Source organism: Gordonia sp. LMA167, from assembly GCF_058130025.1.
This window is the reverse complement of the sequence record NZ_CM176708.1, coordinates 4,783,665-4,803,318: the sequence shown is the minus strand read 5'-3', so window position 1 is coordinate 4,803,318 and position 19,654 is coordinate 4,783,665. Positions and strand designations below refer to the sequence as shown.

Annotated in this window: 17 protein-coding genes; 7 read left to right on the top strand and 10 right to left on the bottom strand. The window is 67.9% G+C overall.

Annotation, left to right across the window (positions count from 1 at the left end; genetic code table 11):
• Nucleotides 1-11: 11 nt before the first annotated feature.
• Nucleotides 12-1,553: an amino acid permease gene (locus ACVT6V_RS21805; protein ID WP_489896190.1), complete on the bottom strand. Its 1,542-nt coding sequence runs from the start codon at nt 1,551-1,553 to the stop codon at nt 12-14.
• A 260-nt stretch (nt 1,554-1,813) separates the two neighbouring features.
• Between ACVT6V_RS21805 and ACVT6V_RS21800 the strand changes: the two genes are divergently transcribed.
• Genes ACVT6V_RS21800 through ACVT6V_RS21780 form a run of 5 tightly spaced genes read left to right on the top strand, consistent with a single transcriptional unit; the run spans nt 1,814 to nt 6,846 of the window.
• Nucleotides 1,814-3,175: a glutamine synthetase family protein gene (locus ACVT6V_RS21800; protein ID WP_489896189.1), complete on the top strand. Its 1,362-nt coding sequence runs from the start codon at nt 1,814-1,816 to the stop codon at nt 3,173-3,175.
• Nucleotides 3,162-3,923, top strand: a complete 762-nt coding sequence (locus ACVT6V_RS21795; RefSeq protein WP_489896188.1) for a gamma-glutamyl-gamma-aminobutyrate hydrolase family protein — start codon at nt 3,162-3,164, stop codon at nt 3,921-3,923. The genes ACVT6V_RS21800 and ACVT6V_RS21795 overlap by 14 nt, the downstream gene beginning before the upstream one ends.
• Nucleotides 3,920-5,296 carry an aldehyde dehydrogenase family protein gene (locus tag ACVT6V_RS21790; RefSeq protein WP_489896187.1) on the top strand — a complete coding sequence of 459 codons (1,377 nt, stop codon included), beginning with the start codon at nt 3,920-3,922 and terminating at the stop codon, nt 5,294-5,296. The genes ACVT6V_RS21795 and ACVT6V_RS21790 overlap by 4 nt, the downstream gene beginning before the upstream one ends.
• The gene (locus ACVT6V_RS21785; RefSeq protein WP_489896186.1) at nt 5,293-6,078 is read left to right on the top strand and encodes a 3-oxoacyl-ACP reductase; all 786 of its coding nucleotides are present in this window, start codon (nt 5,293-5,295) and stop codon (nt 6,076-6,078) included. Before ACVT6V_RS21790 ends, ACVT6V_RS21785 begins: the two co-directional genes overlap by 4 nt.
• Nucleotides 6,079-6,087: 9 nt before the next feature.
• A complete protein-coding gene (locus tag ACVT6V_RS21780) occupies nt 6,088-6,846 on the top strand; it encodes a FadR/GntR family transcriptional regulator (protein ID WP_489896185.1) in 759 nt (252 codons plus the stop codon).
• A gap of 60 nt (nt 6,847-6,906) precedes the next feature.
• Here the strand turns inward: ACVT6V_RS21780 and ACVT6V_RS21775 are convergent, their stop codons facing one another.
• From ACVT6V_RS21775 to ACVT6V_RS21750, 6 genes are all read right to left on the bottom strand, one after another.
• Nucleotides 6,907-7,647 (bottom strand): DUF4191 domain-containing protein, encoded by a 741-nt coding sequence (locus ACVT6V_RS21775; protein ID WP_489896184.1) that lies wholly within the window; start codon nt 7,645-7,647, stop codon nt 6,907-6,909.
• Nucleotides 7,648-7,725: 78 nt separating this feature from the next.
• The gene (gene lipA / locus ACVT6V_RS21770; protein ID WP_489896183.1) at nt 7,726-8,790 is read right to left on the bottom strand and encodes a lipoyl synthase; all 1,065 of its coding nucleotides are present in this window, start codon (nt 8,788-8,790) and stop codon (nt 7,726-7,728) included.
• Nucleotides 8,787-9,494, bottom strand: a complete 708-nt coding sequence (gene lipB / locus ACVT6V_RS21765) for a lipoyl(octanoyl) transferase LipB (RefSeq protein ID WP_489896182.1) — start codon at nt 9,492-9,494, stop codon at nt 8,787-8,789. The genes lipA and lipB overlap by 4 nt, the downstream gene beginning before the upstream one ends.
• Nucleotides 9,487-10,371 (bottom strand): TIGR01777 family oxidoreductase, encoded by an 885-nt coding sequence (locus tag ACVT6V_RS21760; RefSeq protein WP_489896181.1) that lies wholly within the window; start codon nt 10,369-10,371, stop codon nt 9,487-9,489. Before ACVT6V_RS21760 ends, lipB begins: the two co-directional genes overlap by 8 nt.
• 6 nt (nt 10,372-10,377) lie before the next feature.
• On the bottom strand, nt 10,378-12,144 hold the full coding sequence (gene sucB, locus ACVT6V_RS21755) for a 2-oxoglutarate dehydrogenase, E2 component, dihydrolipoamide succinyltransferase (protein WP_489896180.1): 1,767 nt from the start codon (nt 12,142-12,144) through the stop codon (nt 10,378-10,380).
• Nucleotides 12,145-12,347: 203 nt separating this feature from the next.
• Nucleotides 12,348-13,880 (bottom strand): leucyl aminopeptidase, encoded by a 1,533-nt coding sequence (locus tag ACVT6V_RS21750; protein ID WP_489900952.1) that lies wholly within the window; start codon nt 13,878-13,880, stop codon nt 12,348-12,350.
• A 58-nt stretch (nt 13,881-13,938) separates the two neighbouring features.
• Here ACVT6V_RS21750 and gcvT point away from each other — a divergent pair, with 58 nt between their 5' ends.
• Together gcvT and ACVT6V_RS21740 are read left to right on the top strand one after the other, a co-directional pair.
• Nucleotides 13,939-15,048 carry a glycine cleavage system aminomethyltransferase GcvT gene (gene gcvT, locus ACVT6V_RS21745; protein ID WP_489896179.1) on the top strand — a complete coding sequence of 370 codons (1,110 nt, stop codon included), beginning with the start codon at nt 13,939-13,941 and terminating at the stop codon, nt 15,046-15,048.
• A gap of 62 nt (nt 15,049-15,110) precedes the next feature.
• A complete protein-coding gene (locus ACVT6V_RS21740) occupies nt 15,111-16,217 on the top strand; it encodes a branched-chain amino acid aminotransferase (RefSeq protein ID WP_489896178.1) in 1,107 nt (368 codons plus the stop codon).
• A gap of 19 nt (nt 16,218-16,236) precedes the next feature.
• Here ACVT6V_RS21740 and ACVT6V_RS21735 read toward each other — a convergent pair whose 3' ends face one another.
• Genes ACVT6V_RS21735 through ACVT6V_RS21725 form a run of 3 tightly spaced genes read right to left on the bottom strand, consistent with a single transcriptional unit; the run spans nt 16,237 to nt 19,562 of the window.
• A complete protein-coding gene (locus tag ACVT6V_RS21735) occupies nt 16,237-17,013 on the bottom strand; it encodes an adenosylcobinamide-GDP ribazoletransferase (RefSeq protein WP_489896177.1) in 777 nt (258 codons plus the stop codon).
• 5 nt (nt 17,014-17,018) lie between these two features.
• Nucleotides 17,019-18,866 (bottom strand): nicotinate-nucleotide--dimethylbenzimidazole phosphoribosyltransferase, encoded by a 1,848-nt coding sequence (gene cobT, locus ACVT6V_RS21730; RefSeq protein WP_489896176.1) that lies wholly within the window; start codon nt 18,864-18,866, stop codon nt 17,019-17,021.
• Between the two features lie 3 nt (nt 18,867-18,869).
• Entirely contained in the window at nt 18,870-19,562 is a 693-nt protein-coding gene (locus tag ACVT6V_RS21725) for a DUF3043 domain-containing protein (RefSeq protein ID WP_489896175.1), read from the bottom strand.
• Between the last annotated feature and the right edge of the window lie 92 nt (nt 19,563-19,654).

Genomic DNA, 19,654 nt, shown 5'->3' with positions numbered 1-19,654 from the left:
CGGGTGACGCGTCAGTCGGTGTGGCCCTTGAGGATCTCGTCCTCGATCGTGCCGCCGAGCCCTTCGGCCTCCGGGTCGTAGCCGTGCAGGCCGCCGGTCACCGCGTACTCCTCCTCGGGTGACAACACCAATCGATGCCGACCGTAGAACCCGAAGATCAGCAGACCGATCACGTAGAACACGACTATCGCGATCACGGCGTCGCGGTAGTCCGGATTGATCAGCACGCCGATGAAGGTGATCGCGGCGATGACGAAGGCGACACCGGCGCCCCAGAGCCCGACCGGACTCCGATAGGGGCGGCGTGCGTTCGGGTATTTCCGGCGCAGGATGACGAACGACACCATCTGCAGCATGTAGGCCAGGACCGCGCCCCAGACCGCGATGTTCAGCACGATCGCGCCGGCACCGGAGATCCAGTACTCGATGATCAGCAGGGCGACGAACCCGATCACCGCGCCGGTGATCAGCGCGACGTACGGGGTCTGCCGGGAGCCGGTCAGCGACAGGACTTTCGGGTAGTAGCCGGCACGGCTGAGCGAATACAGGTTGCGGCCGTAGGCGTACATGATGCCCTGCAGGCTCGCGAGCAGGCCGATGAGGGCGAACGCCGACAGCACCGAGGCCCAGCCCGACGGCAGGAATGCGCGGAATCCGTCGAGTAGTGGCTCGCCGGAGTCGCCCAGCGCGGACGAACCGGTGACCGCGGGATTGAGGAAGAACACGATGGCCGCGCAGGCGACGAGGGTGATCATGCCCCAGATGCCGGCGCGCGGGATGTCCTTGGTGGGCTCATGGGCCTCCTCGGCGGCCAGCGGGAGTTCCTCGATCCCGAGGAAGAACCACATGGCGAACGGCAGCGCATAGAGGATGCCCATCACACCGAAGGGCAGGAAGTCGCTCGCGCCGGCCTTGGAGCTGTCCGGGTCGATGTCGAGGAGCTTGCCGAAGTCGACGGCCCCGTTCGCGATGGCGAGGATACCGAACAGGACCAGGATGCCGATGGAGACGAGGGCGACGATGATCGCGAACTTGAACGACGCCTCCGCGCCCCAGGAGTTGAGGCCGATGAAGATCGCGTACAGGATGATCCACCACACCCAGGCGGGCATGCTCAGGCCGAACAGGTCGTCGGTGATCGCGTCGGCGTAGGACGCCGAGAAGTAGACGACGACACCGGTGGTGAAGACGTATTCGATGGTCTCGGCGAAGCCGGTGACGAAGCCGCCCCACGGCCCCATCGCGGCCCGGGCGAACGAGTAGGCACCGCCGGTGTGCGGCATCGCCGCCGACATCTCGCCGATCGAGAACAGCATGCCGAAGTACATGATGACGATGACGACGGTGGCGATGCCGAGCCCGCCCCAGCCGGCCTGGCCGATGCCGAAGTTCCAGCCGGAGAAGTCGCCGGAGATGACCGCGGCGATCCCGATGCCCCAGATACCCCAGAAACCGGCGCTGCGTTTGAGCTGCCGTTTCTCGAAGTAGCCGTCTTCGGCGTGCGTATAGGTGGCCCCGGATGATTTCATCGCCGGTTTCATGGCATCTGCCATCGCGTTGCTCGCTCTCGAGTGGGACGGATCGGGTGGACGGATCGGGGTGGGAAAACGATCGTGGGACCGCCGGACAGCGCTCCGCTGTTAAGGCACAATAAGACGCCAATGGTTGGCTCACCCACCTTTAGACGAAAATTTCCGGTTAAATCGGACGGTGAATTCGAGTTGATCGAGTGTCCAATGGTTGACTGAGGCCGAATCAGGTGGGCCACTCGTCGGCCCGAGAGCACGAGACCGGAGCACACAGAGGAGTGTCGATGACCGACGGCATGCTGGACATGGCCGATCTGCAGGAACTCGTCACCGCCGACGAGATCGACACGGTGATCGTCGCGTTTCCCGACATGCAGGGCCGGCTCACCGGAAAACGGGTGTCGGCGCGGCTCTTCCTCGACGACGTCGCCGCGCACGGGGCGGAATGCTGCAACTATCTACTGGCCGTCGACGTGGACATGAACACCGTGGACGGTTACGCGATGTCGAGCTGGGAGACCGGGTACGGGGACATGGTGATGACCCCCGACTTCAGCACGCTCCGGCGAATCCCGTGGCTACCCGGGACCGCGCTGGTGCTCGCCGATCTCGGCACCACCGACGCCGAACCCGTGTCGCCGGCGCCGCGAAACATCCTGCGACGCCAGATCGATCGGCTCGCCGAGCGGGGACTCGTGCCCTTTGTCGGTACCGAGCTCGAGTTCATGGTGTTCGACAACACCTTTCGGGAGGCGTGGGCCAAGCGCTATCACGACCTCACGCCCGCCACCGACTACAACGTCGACTATGCGATGGTCGCCTCGACCCGGATGGAACCGCTGTTGCGCGACATCCGGCGCGGGATGGACGGCGCCGGCATGTACTGCGAAGGCGTCAAGGGCGAGTGCAATCTGGGTCAGCAGGAGATCGCCTTCCGCTACGACCAGGCACTGGTGACGTGTGACAACCACACGATCTATCGCAACGGTGCCAAGGAGATCGCCGACCAGCACGGCAAGAGCCTCACGTTCATGGCCAAGTTCGACGAGCGCGAGGGCAACAGCTGCCACATCCACATCTCGTTGCGCGCCGAGGACGGCACGGCAGTGTTCGCCGACGACGGCGATCCGGACGGGATGTCGGCGATGTTCCGGCACTTCATCGCCGGGATTCTCGCGTCGCTGCGCGAGTTGACGCTGTTCTATGCGCCGAACATCAACTCCTACAAGCGATATGTCGACGGCAGCTTCGCGCCGACCGCGATCGCATGGGGGATGGACAACCGGACGTGCGCGATGCGCGTCGTCGGACATGGCGCGGGGATGCGGGTCGAGTGCCGTGCGCCGGGCGGCGACGTCAACCAGTACCTGGCGGTGGCCGCCCTGATCGCCGCCGGACTCGACGGGATCGATCGCGCGCTGCCGCTACCCGAGATGGCCACCGGCAATGCCTATGCGGGGCAGGCGGACCGGCTCCCGACGTCGCTGGCCGAGGCCGCCGAACTGTTCGCGGGCTCGGCGTTGGCGCGCGCGGCATTCGGGACCGACGTCGTCGAGCACTACCTCAACAGTGCCCGGGTGGAGCTGGCGGCGTACGGTTCGGCCGTGACCGATTGGGAAAGGGTGCGCGGGTTTGAACGCCTCTGAACGAGCAGGGGTCAACCGGCCGATCATCGGATTGACCACCTACCTGGAACAGTCCCGCACCGGGGTGTGGGATGTGCGCGCCAGCTTTCTCCCGCACGTGTATTTCGACGGGATAAGCCGAGCGGGCGGTATCGCGGTGCTGCTGCCGCCACAGGACGTCGACGCGGCGGTCGCCCGACGGGTCGTCGAAGGTCTGGACGCGCTGGTGCTCACCGGCGGTGTCGACGTCGACCCGGCCGGATACGGGCAACAACCGCACCCGGAGACCGACCGCCCGCGAACCGATCGGGACGCCTGGGAGTTCGCTCTGCTGGATGCCGCACTGCGCCGCGATCTCCCAGTGCTGGGCATCTGTCGCGGCATCCAGGTGCTCAACGTGGCCCTCGGTGGCACATTGCATCAGCATCTGCCCGACGTCCTCGGGCACTCGCGCCATCGCGCAGGCAACGCGATCTTCTCCAGTACGGAGATCGAGATCACCCCGGGTACGCGCCTCGCATCGTTGCTCGGCGAGCACGTGGAAGCACAGTGTTATCACCACCAGGGCATCGATCGGCCCGCTGACGGTCTGGTCGTCAGTGCCCGGGATGCGGACGGATTGATCGAGGCGCTCGAGCGTCCCGGTGACGAGTTCGTGCTGGCGGTGCAGTGGCATCCCGAGGAGCGACTCGATGACCTACGGCTGTTCTCCGCGGTCGTCGATGCCGCACGTATCCGGTTGGCCCGAGCCGAGGAGGTGGACGCGTGACCACAGTGGAACTGATCAACCCGGCAACCGGGCAGGTCTTCGCCGACGTCGAGTTCTTTGATGCGAGCGCGGTCGACGACGCCGTGGACGCGGCCCGACGAGCGCAGCGGACGTGGGCCGGTCGGTCACCGGCCGCACGAGCGAAGGCGCTCCGTGATTTCGCTGCGGCCGTCGCCGCCCATCGCGACGAACTGGCCGCCCTCGAGGTGGCGAACTCGGGGCATCCGATCGGGCAGGCCCGCTGGGAGGCGGAGCATGTGTCCGATGTACTCACCTACTACGCTGCGACACCGGAACGTCTGTCCGGCAAGCAGATCCCGGTCGCGGGTGGTATCGACATCACCTTCTGTGAGCCCATCGGGGTCGTCGGCGTGATCACCCCGTGGAACTTCCCGATGACGATCGCGTCGTGGGGATTCGCCCCCGCGCTGGCGGCCGGCAACGCGGTGATCGTCAAGCCCGCCGAGTGGACACCACTGACCACCATCCGACTCGCGGAACTCGCCGTCGAGGCCGGGCTGCCGGACGGTTTGCTGCAGGTGGTGCCCGGCCGCGGGGACGTCGTCGGCGAGGCGTTGTTGGGGCATCCGGGTATCGGCAAGATCGTGTTCACCGGATCCACCCGGACCGGCCGGCACGTGATGACGCGGGCTGCCGAGTCGGTGAAGCGGGTGACGCTCGAACTCGGTGGCAAGAGCGCGAACATCGTCTTCGCCGATTCGGATCTCGAGCAGGCGGCCGCGACGGCACCCTACGGCGTCTTCGACAACGCCGGGCAGGACTGCTGTGCGCGCAGCCGGATTCTCGTGCAACGCAGCGTGTACGAGACGTTCTTGGAGATGCTCGAGCCCGCTGTGGCCGGCGTACGCGTCGGCGACCCGACCGCCGACGATACGGAGATGGGGCCCCTTGTGTCCCGGGCACACTGGGAGAAGGTGGCGTCGTTCGTCCCCGCCGACGCGCCGGTCGCCTTCCGCGGGAGCGCGCCCGACGGGCCGGGATTCTGGTTCCCGCCGACAGTTCTCACGCCACAATTGGGCGACCGATCCGTCGTCGAGGAGATCTTCGGACCGGTGGTCACGGTGTTGCCGTTCGACGACGAGGCCGACGCCGTCGCGATCGCGAACGCCACCGACTATGGGCTCGCGGGCTCGATCTGGACCAACGATCTCGGTCGTGCACTGCGGGTTTCGCGGGCGGTCGCGGCCGGCAACCTGTCCGTCAACTCGCACTCGGCGGTGCGGTACGGCACACCGTTCGGCGGCTTCAAACAGTCGGGACTCGGGCGGGAACTGGGCCCCGACGCCCCACTGGGATTCACCGAGACCAAGAACGTGTTCATCGCGGTGCCCGATCTGGAAGGGAAAACATGAGTACGACAGTCGATCTGACCCAACGTCTGGCCGGACGCGTCGCGGTGATCACCGGCGGCGGCAGCGGTATCGGGCTGGCCGCCGCGCGACGGATGCGTGCCGAGGGCGCGACCATCGTGATCGGCGATCTGGACCCTGATGCCGGTAAGCGGGCCGCCGAGGAGGTCGACGGTCTGTTCGTCGCGGTCGATGTGGCCGACCAGACACAGGTCGACGAGCTGTTCGACTCGGCAGCCCAGCGCTACGGAGGCGTCGACGTCGCCTTCAACAATGCGGGCATCTCACCGCCTGACGACGACCTCATCGAGAACACCGGACTCGACGCCTGGGAGCGCGTGCAGTCGGTCAACCTCACGTCGGTCTACTTCTCCTGTCGGGCGGCTCTGCGGCACATGACAGTGGCGGGCAAGGGTTCGATCATCAACACGGCGTCGTTCGTCGCGGTGATGGGTTCGGCTACCTCTCAGATCTCGTACACCGCGTCGAAAGGCGGGGTGCTGGCGATGTCGCGGGAACTCGGCGTGCAGTACGCGCGGCAGGGCATCCGGGTCAATGCGTTGTGTCCGGGGCCGGTGAACACGCCGCTGTTGAAGGAACTGTTCGCCAAGGATCCGGAGCGTGCGGCTCGCAGGCTGGTGCATGTGCCGGTCGGCCGGTTCGCCGAGCCGGAGGAACTCGCCGCCGCAGTCGCCTTCCTCGCCAGCGACGACGCGTCGTTCATCACGGCATCGACCTTCCTCGTCGATGGCGGGATCAGCTCGGCCTATGTGACCCCGCTGTAGGTACGTCTCATGACGATTCCCGCCCGATCGGAACAACTCGCCGACGCGCTGCTCGCGCCGGTCCGTCCCGCGAACGCATTCGAGGAGACCGTGGGGCGGTTGCTCCAGCTGATCCGGCTGGGGGTGTTCGAGCCGGGGGAGTCGATCCCGCCCGAACGCGAACTCGCGCTGCGTCTCGGCGTCAGCCGCGACACCGTTCGGGAGGCGATCAAGGCGCTGGCCGACGCCGGGTTCCTGGTGTCCAAGCGCGGAAGGTACGGCGGCACGTTCCTGGCCGAGCGGCTGCCGGCACCCGGGGCCATCGCGGGAACCGACCTCGCCGAGGGGGACATCGAACCGATCAGCCGGGTCGAGCTCGACGACACAGTACGGGTTCGGGAGATCCTCGAGGTGGGCGCGGCCCGGATGGCGGCGGGCCGAACCTTCTCCGCCGCCGAACGGGAATCCCTGTGGGCACGACTCACCGACTCCGGTGACGCCGCCGGTGCCGGTGGCGACGACTATCGCAGGCTCGACTCACGGCTGCATCTGGCCATCGCGGAGGCGGCGGGCGCCCCGACGCTGGTCACGCTCGTGGCCGACAACCGGATGCGCATCAATCGTCTGCTGGACCGGATCCCTCAGCTCGAACCGAACATCACCCATTCCGAGGAACAGCACAAGGCGATCGTCATCGCGATCCTGACCGGCAACCCCGATGCCGCCGCCGACGCGATGCGTGCGCACATCGACGGCACCGCGACGCTGCTGCACGGCTTCCTGGACTGACCTGTGAGTAGCAACAGCCCGCGCACTGCGCGGGCTGTTGCTACGAAATCGATTGTGACGTCAGCTCTTGCGGCGGGCGGTGCGCTGCATCCCACGCACCTTGGCATTGCCCGGTAACGGGCCCTTGGGCATGCCCGGTCCCTGCGGGTTGCGACCGCCGAGTGCCGCGAGCCGTCCCTCGAGGGCATCCATCCGCTTGGCGTCGATGTTCTTGGGCAGTTTGTTGAGGTGCCGTTCGAGCTTGCTCAGTGCGACCTGACCGTCGTCGTTGCCGACGATGATCTCGTAGATCGGGGTGTCGCCGACGACGCGGGCGGCCTTCTTCTTCTCCTGCGCGAGCAGTGGGCGGACACGAGTAGGAGAGCCCTCGCCGACGAGGATCACGCCCGGCTTGCCGATCACCCGGTGCACGGCGTCGAGGTGGGCGTTGCCGGACACCGCCTGCTTCACCCGCCACTGGCCGCGCATGTTGCCCAGCGCCCAGCCCGCGGCACCCGGCTGACCCTCGGCCTTCGTGTAGACGGTGCGCTGCACCCGTCGGCCGAACAGGAGGAACGCCGCCAGCAGACCCAGGACGATGCCCAGCGGGAGCAGGAGCCACACCGAGCCGAAGACGAAGCCGAGGACCACGAAGACGGCGACGATGACGACGAAGAGGCCGACCATGTACGGGATCAGCCGTTTGTCTTCCTTGCGCTGCATCTGGAAGGCCTGCCACATCTGCTGGCGACGTTCCTTCGACGCCTGCCTGCGGGCCTTTTTCGCTGCGGCCTTCGCCTCTTTGTCTTGCGCCTTTGCCATGGTGACCAGTTTACGGCGCGCTTCGGCCGCTCCGGCCACGGGTTCGGGCTCCCGCCTCGAACCGGACGGGCGATGGGGCTATCGGGCGAGGCGGGCGAGGAGGCTGGACGCCTCCTGGCTCGCGCTTCCCTCGTCGGCGAGATGTGCCAGTGCGGGCTCGAGTTCACGGCCGCGGTGTGCCATCGCCTGCGCGTAGAGGCGTCCGGCCCGGTAGGACGAGCGGACCAGCGGGCCGGCCATGACACCGGCGAACCCGATCTCGGTGGCGAACTCGGAGTGGTCGACGAACTCCTCGGGCTTGACCCAGCGTTCCACCGGATGATGGCGGGGCGAGGGGCGCAGGTACTGGGTGATCGTCAGGATGTCGCAGCCCGCCTCGTGGAGGTCGACGATCGCCGATTGCACCTCTTCGGGCGTCTCGCCCATGCCGAGGATCAGGTTCGACTTGGTGACCAGCCCGAAGTCGCGAGCCTGGGTGAGCACGTCGAGGGAGCGTTCGTAACGGAACGCCGGGCGGATGCGCTTGAAGATGCGCGGCACGGTCTCCAGATTGTGGGCCAGGACCTCGGGGCGGGCATCGAACACCTCGGCGAGCAGATCCGGCTTGGCGTGGAAGTCCGGGATCAGGTTCTCCACGCCGGTGCCCGGGTTGAGTCGGTGGATGGCGCGCACGGTTTCGGCGTACAGCCACGCACCCTCGTCGGGCAGGTCGTCGCGGGCCACACCCGTGATGGTCGAGTACCGCAGGCCCATCGCCTGCACACTCTCGGCGACGCGGCGGGGTTCGTCGCGATCGAGTTCGGCGGGCTTGCCGGTGTCGATCTGACAGAAGTCGCACCGCCGGGTGCACTGCTCGCCGCCGATGAGGAAGGTGGCCTCGCGGTCTTCCCAGCATTCGTAGATGTTCGGGCAGCCGGCCTCTTCACACACGGTGTGCAGGCCCTCACGCTTCACCAAGCCCTTGAGCTCGGTGTACTCCGGTCCCATCGTCGCGCGGGTCTTGATCCAGTTCGGCTTGCGCTCGATCGGGGTCTGCGCGTTGCGTACCTCGAGACGCAGCAACTTGCGGCCGCCCGGTTCGGGGGCCGGCGAGACCCGGCCCGGCGTGTCAGGTGTGGCGTCGGGGGATGAGGACACAGTCACTGCTCCGATCCTACGCTCGCGGTCAGCGGCGCATCGATCACGTTGTGGGTGGCGTCGAGGGCGGCCTGCACGGCCGCTGCGACGGGTTCGACCAGGTCATCGACGGTGATCGGCCGCGCGAGTTCGCGGCTCAGCGACGTCACCCCGGCATCGGCGATGCCGCACGGGACGATTGCCTCGAAGGCACTCATGTCGGGGTCGATGTTGAGCGCGAAGCCGTGGAGCGCGACACCGCGCGCCACCCGGATGCCGATCTGGCCGAGTTTGCGTTCACCGGCGTCATCACACACCCACACGCCGGATCGGCCGGCGACGCGGCCCGTCGGCACGCCCGCGTCGCGGCAGACCGTGATCAACGCCTCCTCGAGGCGCCGCACATACTCGACGACGTCGAGCGGTTCGGCCAGACGAACGATGGGATAGCCGACCAGTTGCCCCGGTCCGTGCCAGGTGATCCGACCACCGCGGTCGACATCGATGACCGGCGAGCCGTCCGTCGGGCGGTCCGAGTCCTCGGTCCGTTTTCCGGCCGTATAGGTGGAGGCATGCTCCAGCAGCAACAGCACGTCGTGCTCGAGGACGCCATCGGCACGCTCGGTCGCGAGCCGATGCTGCAGGTCATAGGCCTCGCGGTAATCGATCAATCCGTCGAGTCGGCGCACTTCGAGTGGCACGCCGGACTGACGGATGGATGCCTCACGCATTGACGTACTCCAGTGCGTAGTCGATCTGCGGGTGGGTGAACTCAAAGCCGTGTTCGGTCAGCACAGCAGGTGTAACGCGCTGACTGAACAGAATCATTTCCTCGGCCAGCTCGCCCCCGGCCGCCTTGGCGGCGAACGCGGGCACCTTGAACAGGGTGGGTCGGTGCATCGACCGGCCCAGCGCGTCGGTGAACTCCCCGAACGGCAGCGATCCCGGCGACGACAGGTTGACCGGTCCGCTGATCGACGACTCCAGCAGGAACGCGATCGCCCGCACCTGGTCGGGCAGGCTGATCCACGAGAAGTACTGCTTGCCGTCGCCGATGGCACCGCCGAGGCCGAGCCAGAAGATCGGCTTGACCCGACTCACCAGACCACCCTTGCGGGCCAGTACCGGTGCGGTGCGCAACAGCACCAACCGCGTGCCACCACCGGTGTTGGCGGTGGCCGCCCGCTCCCAGTCGGTCACCATCTCGGCCAGGAATCCCTCGCCGGCGGGGTCGCCCTCCACCGCGGCATGCGTTCCGGTGTCGCCGTAGTAACCGCTGGCCGACGCGTTGATGAAGGTCGGCACGCCCGCCGCGGTCACCGCCTGGGCGAGCACCTCGGTGGGTGTGATCCTCGAATCCCGCAGCTCCTGCTTGTAGCGGCCGGTCCACCGGTGGTCACCGACACCGACCCCACCGAGCCCGATGACCGCGTCGACGCCGTCGAGACTCTCCTCGGGTACCCCGAATGTCTCCGGGTCCCAGCTGAACTCGTCATCCGACAGCGCCTCGCGTCGGACCAGGCGCACCACGGTGTGATCGGCCCCGCGTAGTGCGGAGACCAGAGCGGAGCCGATCATCCCCTGCGAGCCGGCGACGGCTATGCGCATCGCGTCCTAGAGTCCGAGGTCGGCGGCGAACGAACCCTGTTCGAGGCGTTTCTTGATGGTGGTCAGGAAGCGGCCCGCGTCGGCACCGTCGATCAGACGGTGATCGTAGGTCAGCGGCAGATAGGACATCGACCGCACCGCGATCGACTCGGAGCCGTCGTCGGCGGTGATCACGACCGGCCGCTTGACGATGGCACCGGTGCCCAGCATCGCCGCCTGCGGCGGCACCAGGATCGGCGTGTCGAACAGTGCGCCCTGACTACCGATGTTGGTGATGGTGAAGGTGCCACCGGCCAACTCGTCGGGCTTGAGGCCACCCGCACCCTTCCGGGCCCGGGCGGCGATGTCGGCGATCGCACGGGCGAGACCGGCGATGGACAGGTCGTCCGCATTGTGGATGACCGGCGACAACAGTCCCTGTTCGGTGTCGACCGCGATACCGAGATGCACCTTGTCGTAGTAGGTGATCTCCTTCTTGTCCTCGTCGATCGACGCGTTGACGTTGGGGTGCGCCTTGAGCGCCTCGACGACGGCCTTCGCGATGAACGGCAGGAACGTGAGGTTCACGCCCTCGGATGCCTTGAACGACTCCTTGGCGGCCTTGCGCAGCGACACGATCTTGGTCATGTCGACCTCGAAGACCTGCGTGAGCTGCGCGCTCGTCTGCAGCGACTCGCGCGTCTTCTTCGCCGTGATCTGACGAATCCGGTTGATCTTCTGGGTGGTACCGCGCAGCTCGGCGAGCTCGGGCTTGATCTCGGGCGACGATGACGCAGCCGGTGCTGCCGGGGCGGATGCCGCCGGTGCGGGCGTGGACGCGGGTGCCGGTGCCTTGGCGGCCTCGGCCGCGGCCAGCACGTCCTGCTTGCGGATTCGACCGCCGACGCCGGTGCCCTTGACGGAGTTGAGGTCGATGTCGTTCTCGGCGGCCAGCTTTCGGACCAGTGGCGTCACGTACGGGGTCGACGACATCGTCTCCGGCTCGGCCTTGGAGACCTTCACTTCGTCCTTGGGCTCGGCAGGAGCAGGCTTCGACTCCGCCTTCGCGGGTTCCGGCTCGGGCTCGGGCTCCGGTTCCGGCTCCGGTTCGGGTTCCGGCTCTGGTTCGGATTTCGCCTCGGGCTCCGGCTCGGACTTCTGTGCCGGTGCGGCGGAGGCGTCGCCGATGACGGCCAGCCTGCCGCCCACCTCGATCACGTCGTCTTCCTGCGCGAGGATCTCGAGCAGGGTGCCGGCGACCGGTGAGGGGATCTCGGTGTCGACCTTGTCGGTGGACACCTCGAGCAGCGGCTCGTCCGCGGCGACCTCGTCACCGACGGCCTTCAGCCAGTTGGTGACGGTGCCCTCGGTGACCGACTCGCCCAATTCGGGCATCACGACGTCGGTTCCCGATGCCGATCCGCCGCCGGTGGTCGACTCGGCGCTCGGCTTGGTGGCCGGTTCCTCGGAGTCGGTGGACGGGGCCTCGGCCGGCTCGTCTTTCTCCGCTGCGGGCGCCTCGTCGCCTCCGCCCGAGGAGTCCGGTGCCGATTCTCCTTCTTCGCCGATCAGGGCGAGCTCGCCGCCGACCTCGACCACATCGTCCTCGGCGGCGATGATCTTCGTCAGCACACCTGATGCGGGGGCGGGGATCTCGGTGTCGACCTTGTCGGTGGACACCTCGAGCAACGGCTCGTCGGCCTCGACGGTGTCGCCCTCCTCCTTCAGCCACCGTGTGACTGTCCCCTCGGTGACGCTTTCACCAAGGGCGGGCATCTGGACGGAGAAGGCCATCGTTGTTGACTCCTGAACTCGAGGTGTTGTCGTTGTTCTGCGCGCCGCGGTGTGTGCGCCGTCGGTGCACCGGAACGGGCTGTGGCGGGTGAGCCGTCCGTCCCTGAGTCACCCTACCCGGCCTGCGTCACAGTGACGTGCTGTGGCCGGACTTTGTGTGCGGTAACTCTCGTGGGCCGGATCCGCCGGATGCCGCGGGGTCATCAGCCGTGTGCCGCGATGTCCTCGAGCACCCGGGCGATGGTCCGCACCGGCACACCGGTACCACCCTTCGGGGTGTATCCCCACGCTCCGCCCGTGTTGAATGCGGGTCCGGCGATGTCGATGTGGGCCCACGACACCGACGCGGGGACGAACTCCTTCAGGAACAGTCCTGCCGAGAGCATTCCGCCGTTGCGGTGATTGGTCACATTCGCCAGGTCGGCGACCCGCGACTTGAGATCGGCCCGGAGCTCGGCGGGCAGTGGCATGGCCCAGCCGTTCTCGCCGACCTCTCGCGAGAGCGCGGCGACCCGATCCCGGAAGTCGTCGGTGCCCATGACGCCCGGCGTGCGAGCGCCGAGCGCGACCATCTGCGCTCCGGTGAGGGTGGCGGTGTCGATGAGGTAATCCGGCTCGTCCTCGCAGGCTCGGACGATCGCGTCGGCCAGGATCAGTCGTCCCTCGGCATCGGTGTTGAGGACCTCGACGGTGGTGCCGCCGTACTGGGTGAGTACATCGCCGGGACGTTGTGCGGTGGACGACGGCATGTTCTCCGCCATCGGCACCGTGGCCGTCACCGAGATGTCGAGATCGAGCCGGGCCGCGAGGATGGTGGCCCCGATGACGGCAGCGGCGCCACCCATGTCCGAGGTCATGTGGTCCATGTTGGCGGCGGGTTTGATCGAGATGCCGCCGGTGTCGAAGGTGATGCCCTTGCCGACGAGCGCGACCTTCTTGGCGCCCTTCTTCCCGGTGTGTGTCAGGCGGACCAGCCTGGGCAACCGCGACGATCCCTTACCGACGCCGATGATGCCGCCGTATCCCGCTTTCGCCAGCGCCGTGTCGTCGAGCACCTCGACCTTGAGGCCGACGGCACTGCCGAGCCGGCGTGCCCGTTCGGCGAACTCCTCGGGATACAGGTGGCTCGGCGGGGTGTTCACGAAATCACGGGCGATCGCGACGGAGTCGGCCACGGCGACGGCGTGCTCCAGATCGGCCTTCGTGGCCTTGCCCTTGTCGCCGGCGAGCAGGGTGACGCGTACCGGAGGCGCCTTCTTCGGTCGGGTCTTGTCGGAGCGGAACGTGTCGAATCGGTACGCGCCCAAGAAGAATCCCTCGGCCACGGCCTGCAGGTCGATGGTCGACAGTGTGGTCGCGACCTGGTCGATCCCGTCGAGTTCGCGAGCCGCGATGCCGGCCGCCTGACGTAGCTGCTCGGCATCGTCGACATTGTCGGTGTCGCCGAGACCGACGGCGACGATGACGTCGACGCCGATCCCGTCGGGCGCCGAGAAACGGGTGACCTCGCCGTGTGCTCCGGTCGCTCCGAGGCGACGGACCGCGGTGGCGACGGCCTCGGCCTGCGCGTCGTCGAGGATGCCATCGCCGATGACGAGTGTGGGTTCGGCGTCGGTCGCGTCGTCCCCGTCGGGTTTGACGAGGCCGATCACGAGGGCCTCGTCGCCCTTGTCGAGAGTGGTCGCCGGCACCAGTTCCGGGCCGCGCACGCGGTCCGTCGTCTCGTTCTTGGTCACGGCACAACTCTGCCACAGCGCCAAAGCCGGGTGGTGGTTCCCAGTAGCGTATGTGGACATGACCGAACTCCTCGCCGGCCCGATCGCCGACCGTCACACCGCTCTCGGTGCCACCTTCGCCGAGTTCGGCGGATGGAACATGCCCGTGTCATATGCGGGCACCGTCGCCGAACACATCGCAGTGCGCGAGAACGTCGGGATCTTCGATGTCAGTCATCTCGGCAAAGCTCTGGTCTCCGGGCCGGGGGCGGCCGAGTTCGTCAATCGCACGCTGACCAATGATCTCGGCAAGATCGCGCCGGGAAAAGCACAATACACGTTGTGCTGCAACGACTCCGGCGGGGTCGTCGACGACATGATCGCCTACCTGGTGAGCGCCGACGAGGTGTTCCTGGTGCCCAACGCGGCCAACACCGCGGCAGTCGTCGCACAGCTGTCCGCGGCCGCGCCCGCCGGTATCACCGTCGCCGACCAGCATCGGGATTTCGGCGTGCTGGCGGTGCAGGGGCCGAAGGCGCCTGAGGTACTGGCCGGGCTGGGATTGCCCACCGAGATGGAATACATGGCCTTCGCCGACGCGGAACTGACAACGGAGAGTGGAACCGTGCCGCTGCGGGTGTGCCGCACCGGCTACACCGGCGAACGCGGCTACGAGATCCTGCCACGCTGGGCGGACTCGGGGCCGGTGTTCGACGCGCTGCTCGGCGCGGTCACCGAGGCCGGCGGACAGCCGGCCGGGCTGGGTGCGCGCGACACGCTGCGGACCGAGATGGGCTACGCGCTGCACGGCCACGAACTGAGTCCGGAGATCACACCCGTGCAGGCGCGGGCGGGCTGGGCCGTCGGGTGGAAGAAGGCGGAGTTCTTCGGTCGCGAGCGACTCCTCGCCGAGAAGGAATCCGGTCCCGAGCGACGACTGTACGGGCTGCGGGCCACCGGCCGGGGTGTCCCGCGGGCGGACTGCTCCGTCCGTGCCGGTTCGGCCGGCGCCGTGATCGGGACGTGCACGTCCGGCACGTTCTCGCCGACCCTCAAACAGGGCATCGCGCTTGCCCTCCTGGCGACCGATTCGGGGATCTCGGTAGGCGATCAGGTGGTCGTGGATGTTCGCGGACGCGACCTGGGGTGCGAGGTGGTGACGCCACCGTTCGTGGACTCGCACGTCTGACCTCGTGGCTGCTCCGCCGACGCGGCGATAATCGGTTTGCCGTGCGGCGGTACGATTGGCCAATGACCTTGCAGTTCACGCGTACCGAGCATCCCCACCCGGTGTCGGAAGGCCGTCGTGCGGAGATTCTCGCCGCACCGGGTTTCGGCAAGTACTTCACCGACAACATGGTGATGATCGACTACGACGTGGACAACGGGTGGCACAACGCCCAGGTGCGGCCCTACGGTCCGATCGCGCTCGACCCGTCGGCGATGGTCCTGCACTACGGCCAGGAAGTGTTCGAGGGGCTCAAGGCATATCGCCAGCCCGACGGCACCATCGCCGCATTCCGGCCCGAGGCCAACGGTCAGCGTCTGCAGCGGTCCGCCGAGCGTCTGGCCATGCCGCCGCTGCCGGTCGACGACTTCATCGAATCCTTGCGGGCGCTGCTGGCCGCGGACAACGAATGGGTGCCTGCGGCGGGTGGTGAGGAAGCCCTGTACCTACGCCCGTTCATGTTCGCCTCGCAGGCCGGCCTCGGCGTGAACGCGCCGTCGAACAAGTACATCTACTCCGTCATCGCCTCGCCCGCCGGTTCGTATTTCACCGGAGGAATCAAGCCGGTCAGCGTGTGGCTCTCGACCGAGTACGTCCGGGCGGCACCGGGCGGAACCGGGTTCGCCAAATGCGGCGGCAACTACGCCGCGTCCTTCCTCGCGCAGGCCGAGGCGACCCGGAACGGGTGCGATCAGGTGGTCTGGCTCGATGCCGTCGAGCGTCGCTACATCGAGGAGATGGGCGGGATGAACCTGTTCTTCGTCTTCGGGTCCGGCGCCGACGCGCGACTCGTGACACCCGAGCTCACCGGCTCGCTACTCCCGGGGATCACCCGGGATTCGTTGCTGCAGTTGGCCACCGACGCGGGATTCGCGGTCGACGAGCGGCGCATCAGCACCGAGGAGCTGCGCAAGGGCGTTGCGTCCGGCGACATCACCGAGGTGTTCGCGTGCGGCACCGCCGCGGTGATCACGCCCGTCGGACGGGTGAAGGGTGAGACCGAGGACTATCTGATCGGGGATGGTTCGGCCGGTGAGGTCACCCAGGCGCTGCGCGACACCCTGACGGGAATTCAGCGCGGCACCTTCGCCGACACCCATGGCTGGATGACCGGGCTCTACCGCCGCTGACTCTACCGCCGCTGATCGGTCAGGCCAGCAGCCCGATCAGTGAAACGGTCACGCCGAGTTCGATTCCGGCGCCGAGGACATCGCCGTTGATGCCGCCGATGCGGCGCGCGCAGTGGGCGGTGAACCACCATCCGAGCGCGACGACCGCGACCACGACGCAGATCGAACGGATCGCGGTCGAGGGTGCGTAGGCGTCGCCGTGCCATCCACTGACGATCGCCGCGAGGACGGCCACGACACCCCAGACGGCGATCGAGGCGCGTTGCGAGTCGGCGACAAGTGCCCCGAAGCCCTGTGGCTGGGCGGCCGGTAGCCCGCGCCGGGCACCGATCACGGCCACCAGGCGTCCGAGTGTGACGGCGAAAACTATTGCATACCAACGCTGTTGATCTGCGAGGGCGCCGAATCCGATGGCCTGAAGGATCATCACGACGACGATGGTCGCAACACCGAACGGACCGGCCGACCCGCTCTTCATCACCTCGGCGACCCGCTCGGGCGGGCCGTAGCAGCCGAGTCCGTCCGCGGTGTCGGCAAGACCGTCGAGATGCATGCCCCGCGTTGCCAACCCGAGGGCCGCGACGACGAGGACACCAACCATCGCCGACGGGAGATCGGTGGCGGACAATCCCGCCGCGAGTGCTGCAGCCGGAACACCGAGGACGACGCCGACCACCGGTACCGCGGTCATCGCCGCGGCCCCGGTGGTGCGGTCCATCGCCACCCGGGGGTGGGGAAGGGGCAGAACGGTCAGCCAGCTGAGCGCGACATGGGTGGCCCGCAGGGGAGACCGCATGGATCTCAGGGCGCGCCGGTCGCGACTGTTGTCGTCGAGGGCTCGTCGTCGCGGTCGCTGACGCCGGCCTCGGCGAAGGTGGCCATCGACGTCAGGATGTCCACCGACGACGCCACGATCGGCAGCGCGGCCAGCGCACCGCTTCCCTCGCCGAGTCGCATCGAGAGGTCGAGGACGGGTGTGAGGTCGAGGTGGCCCAGGGCGACGGTGTGCGCGGGTTCCACCGACCGGTGACCGGCCAGCCACCAGCGTGCCGCACCGGGAGCGAGTTCGTTAGCCACCAGGGCCGCGGCCGTCACGACCATTCCGTCGAGGATCACCGGGGTCCGACGGATCGCGGCCTGTGCCAGGAACCCGGCGAGGGCGGTGAGGTCGGCGCCCGCGACCGCCGCCAGCAACGACAGCGGGTCGTGCACGTGCCGCCGAGCCCGACGCATGCCGTCCCGGATCGCGGCGGTCTTGCGAATCCAGCCGGCATCGTCGATCCCGGTTCCGCGCCCGACGATCTCGACGGGCTCACGCCGGGTCAGCGACCCGATCAACACGGTGGCCGGGGTGGTGTTGCCGATGCCCATCTCGCCGCCGATCAGCAGATCGGCGCCCGAGTCGACGAGATCGTCGGCGATGGCACGGCCGGCCGCGAGTGCCTCCCGCGCCTCACCGATGGTGAGTGCGTCCGTGACGCGCAGATCACCACTGCTGCGGCGGACCTTGTATCGGGAGACCTCCGGTGACGTGTCGGCATCCACCGACATGTCGACGACTCGCACGCTGGCACCCGCACGGCGCGCCAGGACATTGACGGCAGCGCCCCCGGCGGCGATGTTGGCGACCATCTGGGCGGTCACCTCCGGCGGGAACGCCGACACGCCCGACTGTGCGACACCATGGTCGCCGGCGAAGACGACGACCGCAGGCGCCGTCAACGGTCGTGGGGGACAGACCCCTTGGCACGACGACAGCCATATCCCGATGTCCTCGAGTCGTCCGAGGGCGCCGGGTGGCTTCGTCAGGGTCAGATGTCGCGCGCGGGCCGCCTCGGCGGTGCCCATGTCCGGCGGCTCCACGGTGGGGAAGACCTCGGCGTCCACCCAGTCGGTCGAGCCTGCGGCCGTCGGCGGCAAGGGTGCGGTCATTGCCGCCGGTGCCGTTTCGGTCGCCGTGGATTCGGTGGTTGTCGGTGGTGCGGGCGCCGGCACAGTGGTTGCTGTCGGCGCGATGTCGGGTTCTGTCGGCGCGATGTCGGGTTCTGCCGACGAGAATTGCGTCGTGGGGGTTGCGGGCGCCGGAAGTTCGAGAACGCGGCCGGCGACGACCAGGACGACCCGGTCGCAGACGGCGGCGACGGCCTCGTTGAGGGCCCCGAGTTCATCCTGGAATCGCTTACCCGCCGGCGTCGGCGGAACCAGCGACAAGCCGGCCTCGGGACTGATGACGACCAGATCGCCGGTGAATGCGGATATCGCCGAACACAGGTCGGACCGCAGATCGGTCAGATCGACGGGCTCGTCGCCCCATCCTCCGACGGCGTCGAGACTCGCGGCGAGCCAGTTGCCCAGGTCGTCGAGCAGTACCGGGGTCTCGGGATCCGATCGCAACGACCCCGCCACGTCGATCGTCTCGACCGTCGTATAGCGGTCGTCGCGGCGCCGGCGATGGGCGCTCACCCGGGCCACCCAGTCGGCATCCGACGACGTCGCCGGCCCGGTCGCGAGGTAACGCACCCGCGGATGCTGCCGCAGGAGCGTCTCGCCGTAGCCGGATTTACCCGATCGCACCCCGCCCAGCACCAGGGTGCGGGTGGTGGTCGTCGAGTGTGCGGTGCCGTTGACGGGAGTCTCCCGTGGCCCCACCGGTCAGACCTCGTCGCCGGCCGACACCTGCGGCTTGGGCGCCCGCATCATGCGCAACTGCATGGCACGGGTGAACGCGTACCAGCCCAGGCGAACGCCGGTCTGTGACGGATCGACATCCGGGTAGCGTTCGCGTACCCGGCGATTGACGAGACGTCCGAGGATCACGGCGTCGATCACCATGAAGATGACGAACACCAGCAGTACGAGGTTGGCGTAGACGGCGAGTTGCGGGACGAACATGACCACGATCAACAGAATCGCGAACGGCATGAACAGGCCTGCGAAGTTGCGACGTGAGTCGACGATGTCCCGGGTGAACCGTCGGGCCGGACCCTTGTCGCGCGGCATCAGGTAGCGCTCGTCGCCGGCCATCATCTTCTCGCGCTGCTCGTTGCGCGCGACCTTGCGGTCGTCGGCGAGCTTGCGCTTCTCCTCGCGCGACAGATTCGACTTCGTCGCCTTGCGCCGGGCCCGGGCCTCCGAACGCGTCGTCGGCGGCGGTGCGACGGGTCCGCGGCGGCGTTTCTCGGCCTCGCGCCGCGACGGCGTCGCACGCCCCTTGCCCGGCGTGTAGGCAGTGCCTTTGGAGTCGGTGTTCGCGCTGGTCGATGCATCGTCATCGAGGTTCGCGGACGCCTCGGTGTCCGCATTCGTGGTGACGGCGTCGTCATCTGACTTCCATGGCAACTTCACACCTTCTACGGTAGGTGATCCGCGCTGCCGAGGTTCGCGGACCTCCCTATACTTCGTGCGCATGAGACCACGCCCCGGTGCGACGACGTCCC

Coding starts and splice junctions, on each gene's coding strand:
- ACVT6V_RS21805 (WP_489896190.1), bottom strand. CDS start 1,553: ATGGCAGATGCCATGAAACCGGCGATGAAATCATCCGGGGCCACCTAT.
- ACVT6V_RS21800 (WP_489896189.1), top strand. CDS start 1,814: ATGACCGACGGCATGCTGGACATGGCCGATCTGCAGGAACTCGTCACC.
- ACVT6V_RS21785 (WP_489896186.1), top strand. CDS start 5,293: ATGAGTACGACAGTCGATCTGACCCAACGTCTGGCCGGACGCGTCGCG.
- ACVT6V_RS21780 (WP_489896185.1), top strand. CDS start 6,088: ATGACGATTCCCGCCCGATCGGAACAACTCGCCGACGCGCTGCTCGCG.
- ACVT6V_RS21775 (WP_489896184.1), bottom strand. CDS start 7,647: ATGGCAAAGGCGCAAGACAAAGAGGCGAAGGCCGCAGCGAAAAAGGCC.
- lipB (WP_489896182.1), bottom strand. CDS start 9,494: ATGCGTGAGGCATCCATCCGTCAGTCCGGCGTGCCACTCGAAGTGCGC.
- ACVT6V_RS21760 (WP_489896181.1), bottom strand. CDS start 10,371: ATGCGCATAGCCGTCGCCGGCTCGCAGGGGATGATCGGCTCCGCTCTG.
- sucB (WP_489896180.1), bottom strand. CDS start 12,144: ATGGCCTTCTCCGTCCAGATGCCCGCCCTTGGTGAAAGCGTCACCGAG.
- gcvT (WP_489896179.1), top strand. CDS start 13,939: ATGACCGAACTCCTCGCCGGCCCGATCGCCGACCGTCACACCGCTCTC.
- ACVT6V_RS21740 (WP_489896178.1), top strand. CDS start 15,111: ATGACCTTGCAGTTCACGCGTACCGAGCATCCCCACCCGGTGTCGGAA.
- ACVT6V_RS21735 (WP_489896177.1), bottom strand. CDS start 17,013: ATGCGGTCTCCCCTGCGGGCCACCCATGTCGCGCTCAGCTGGCTGACC.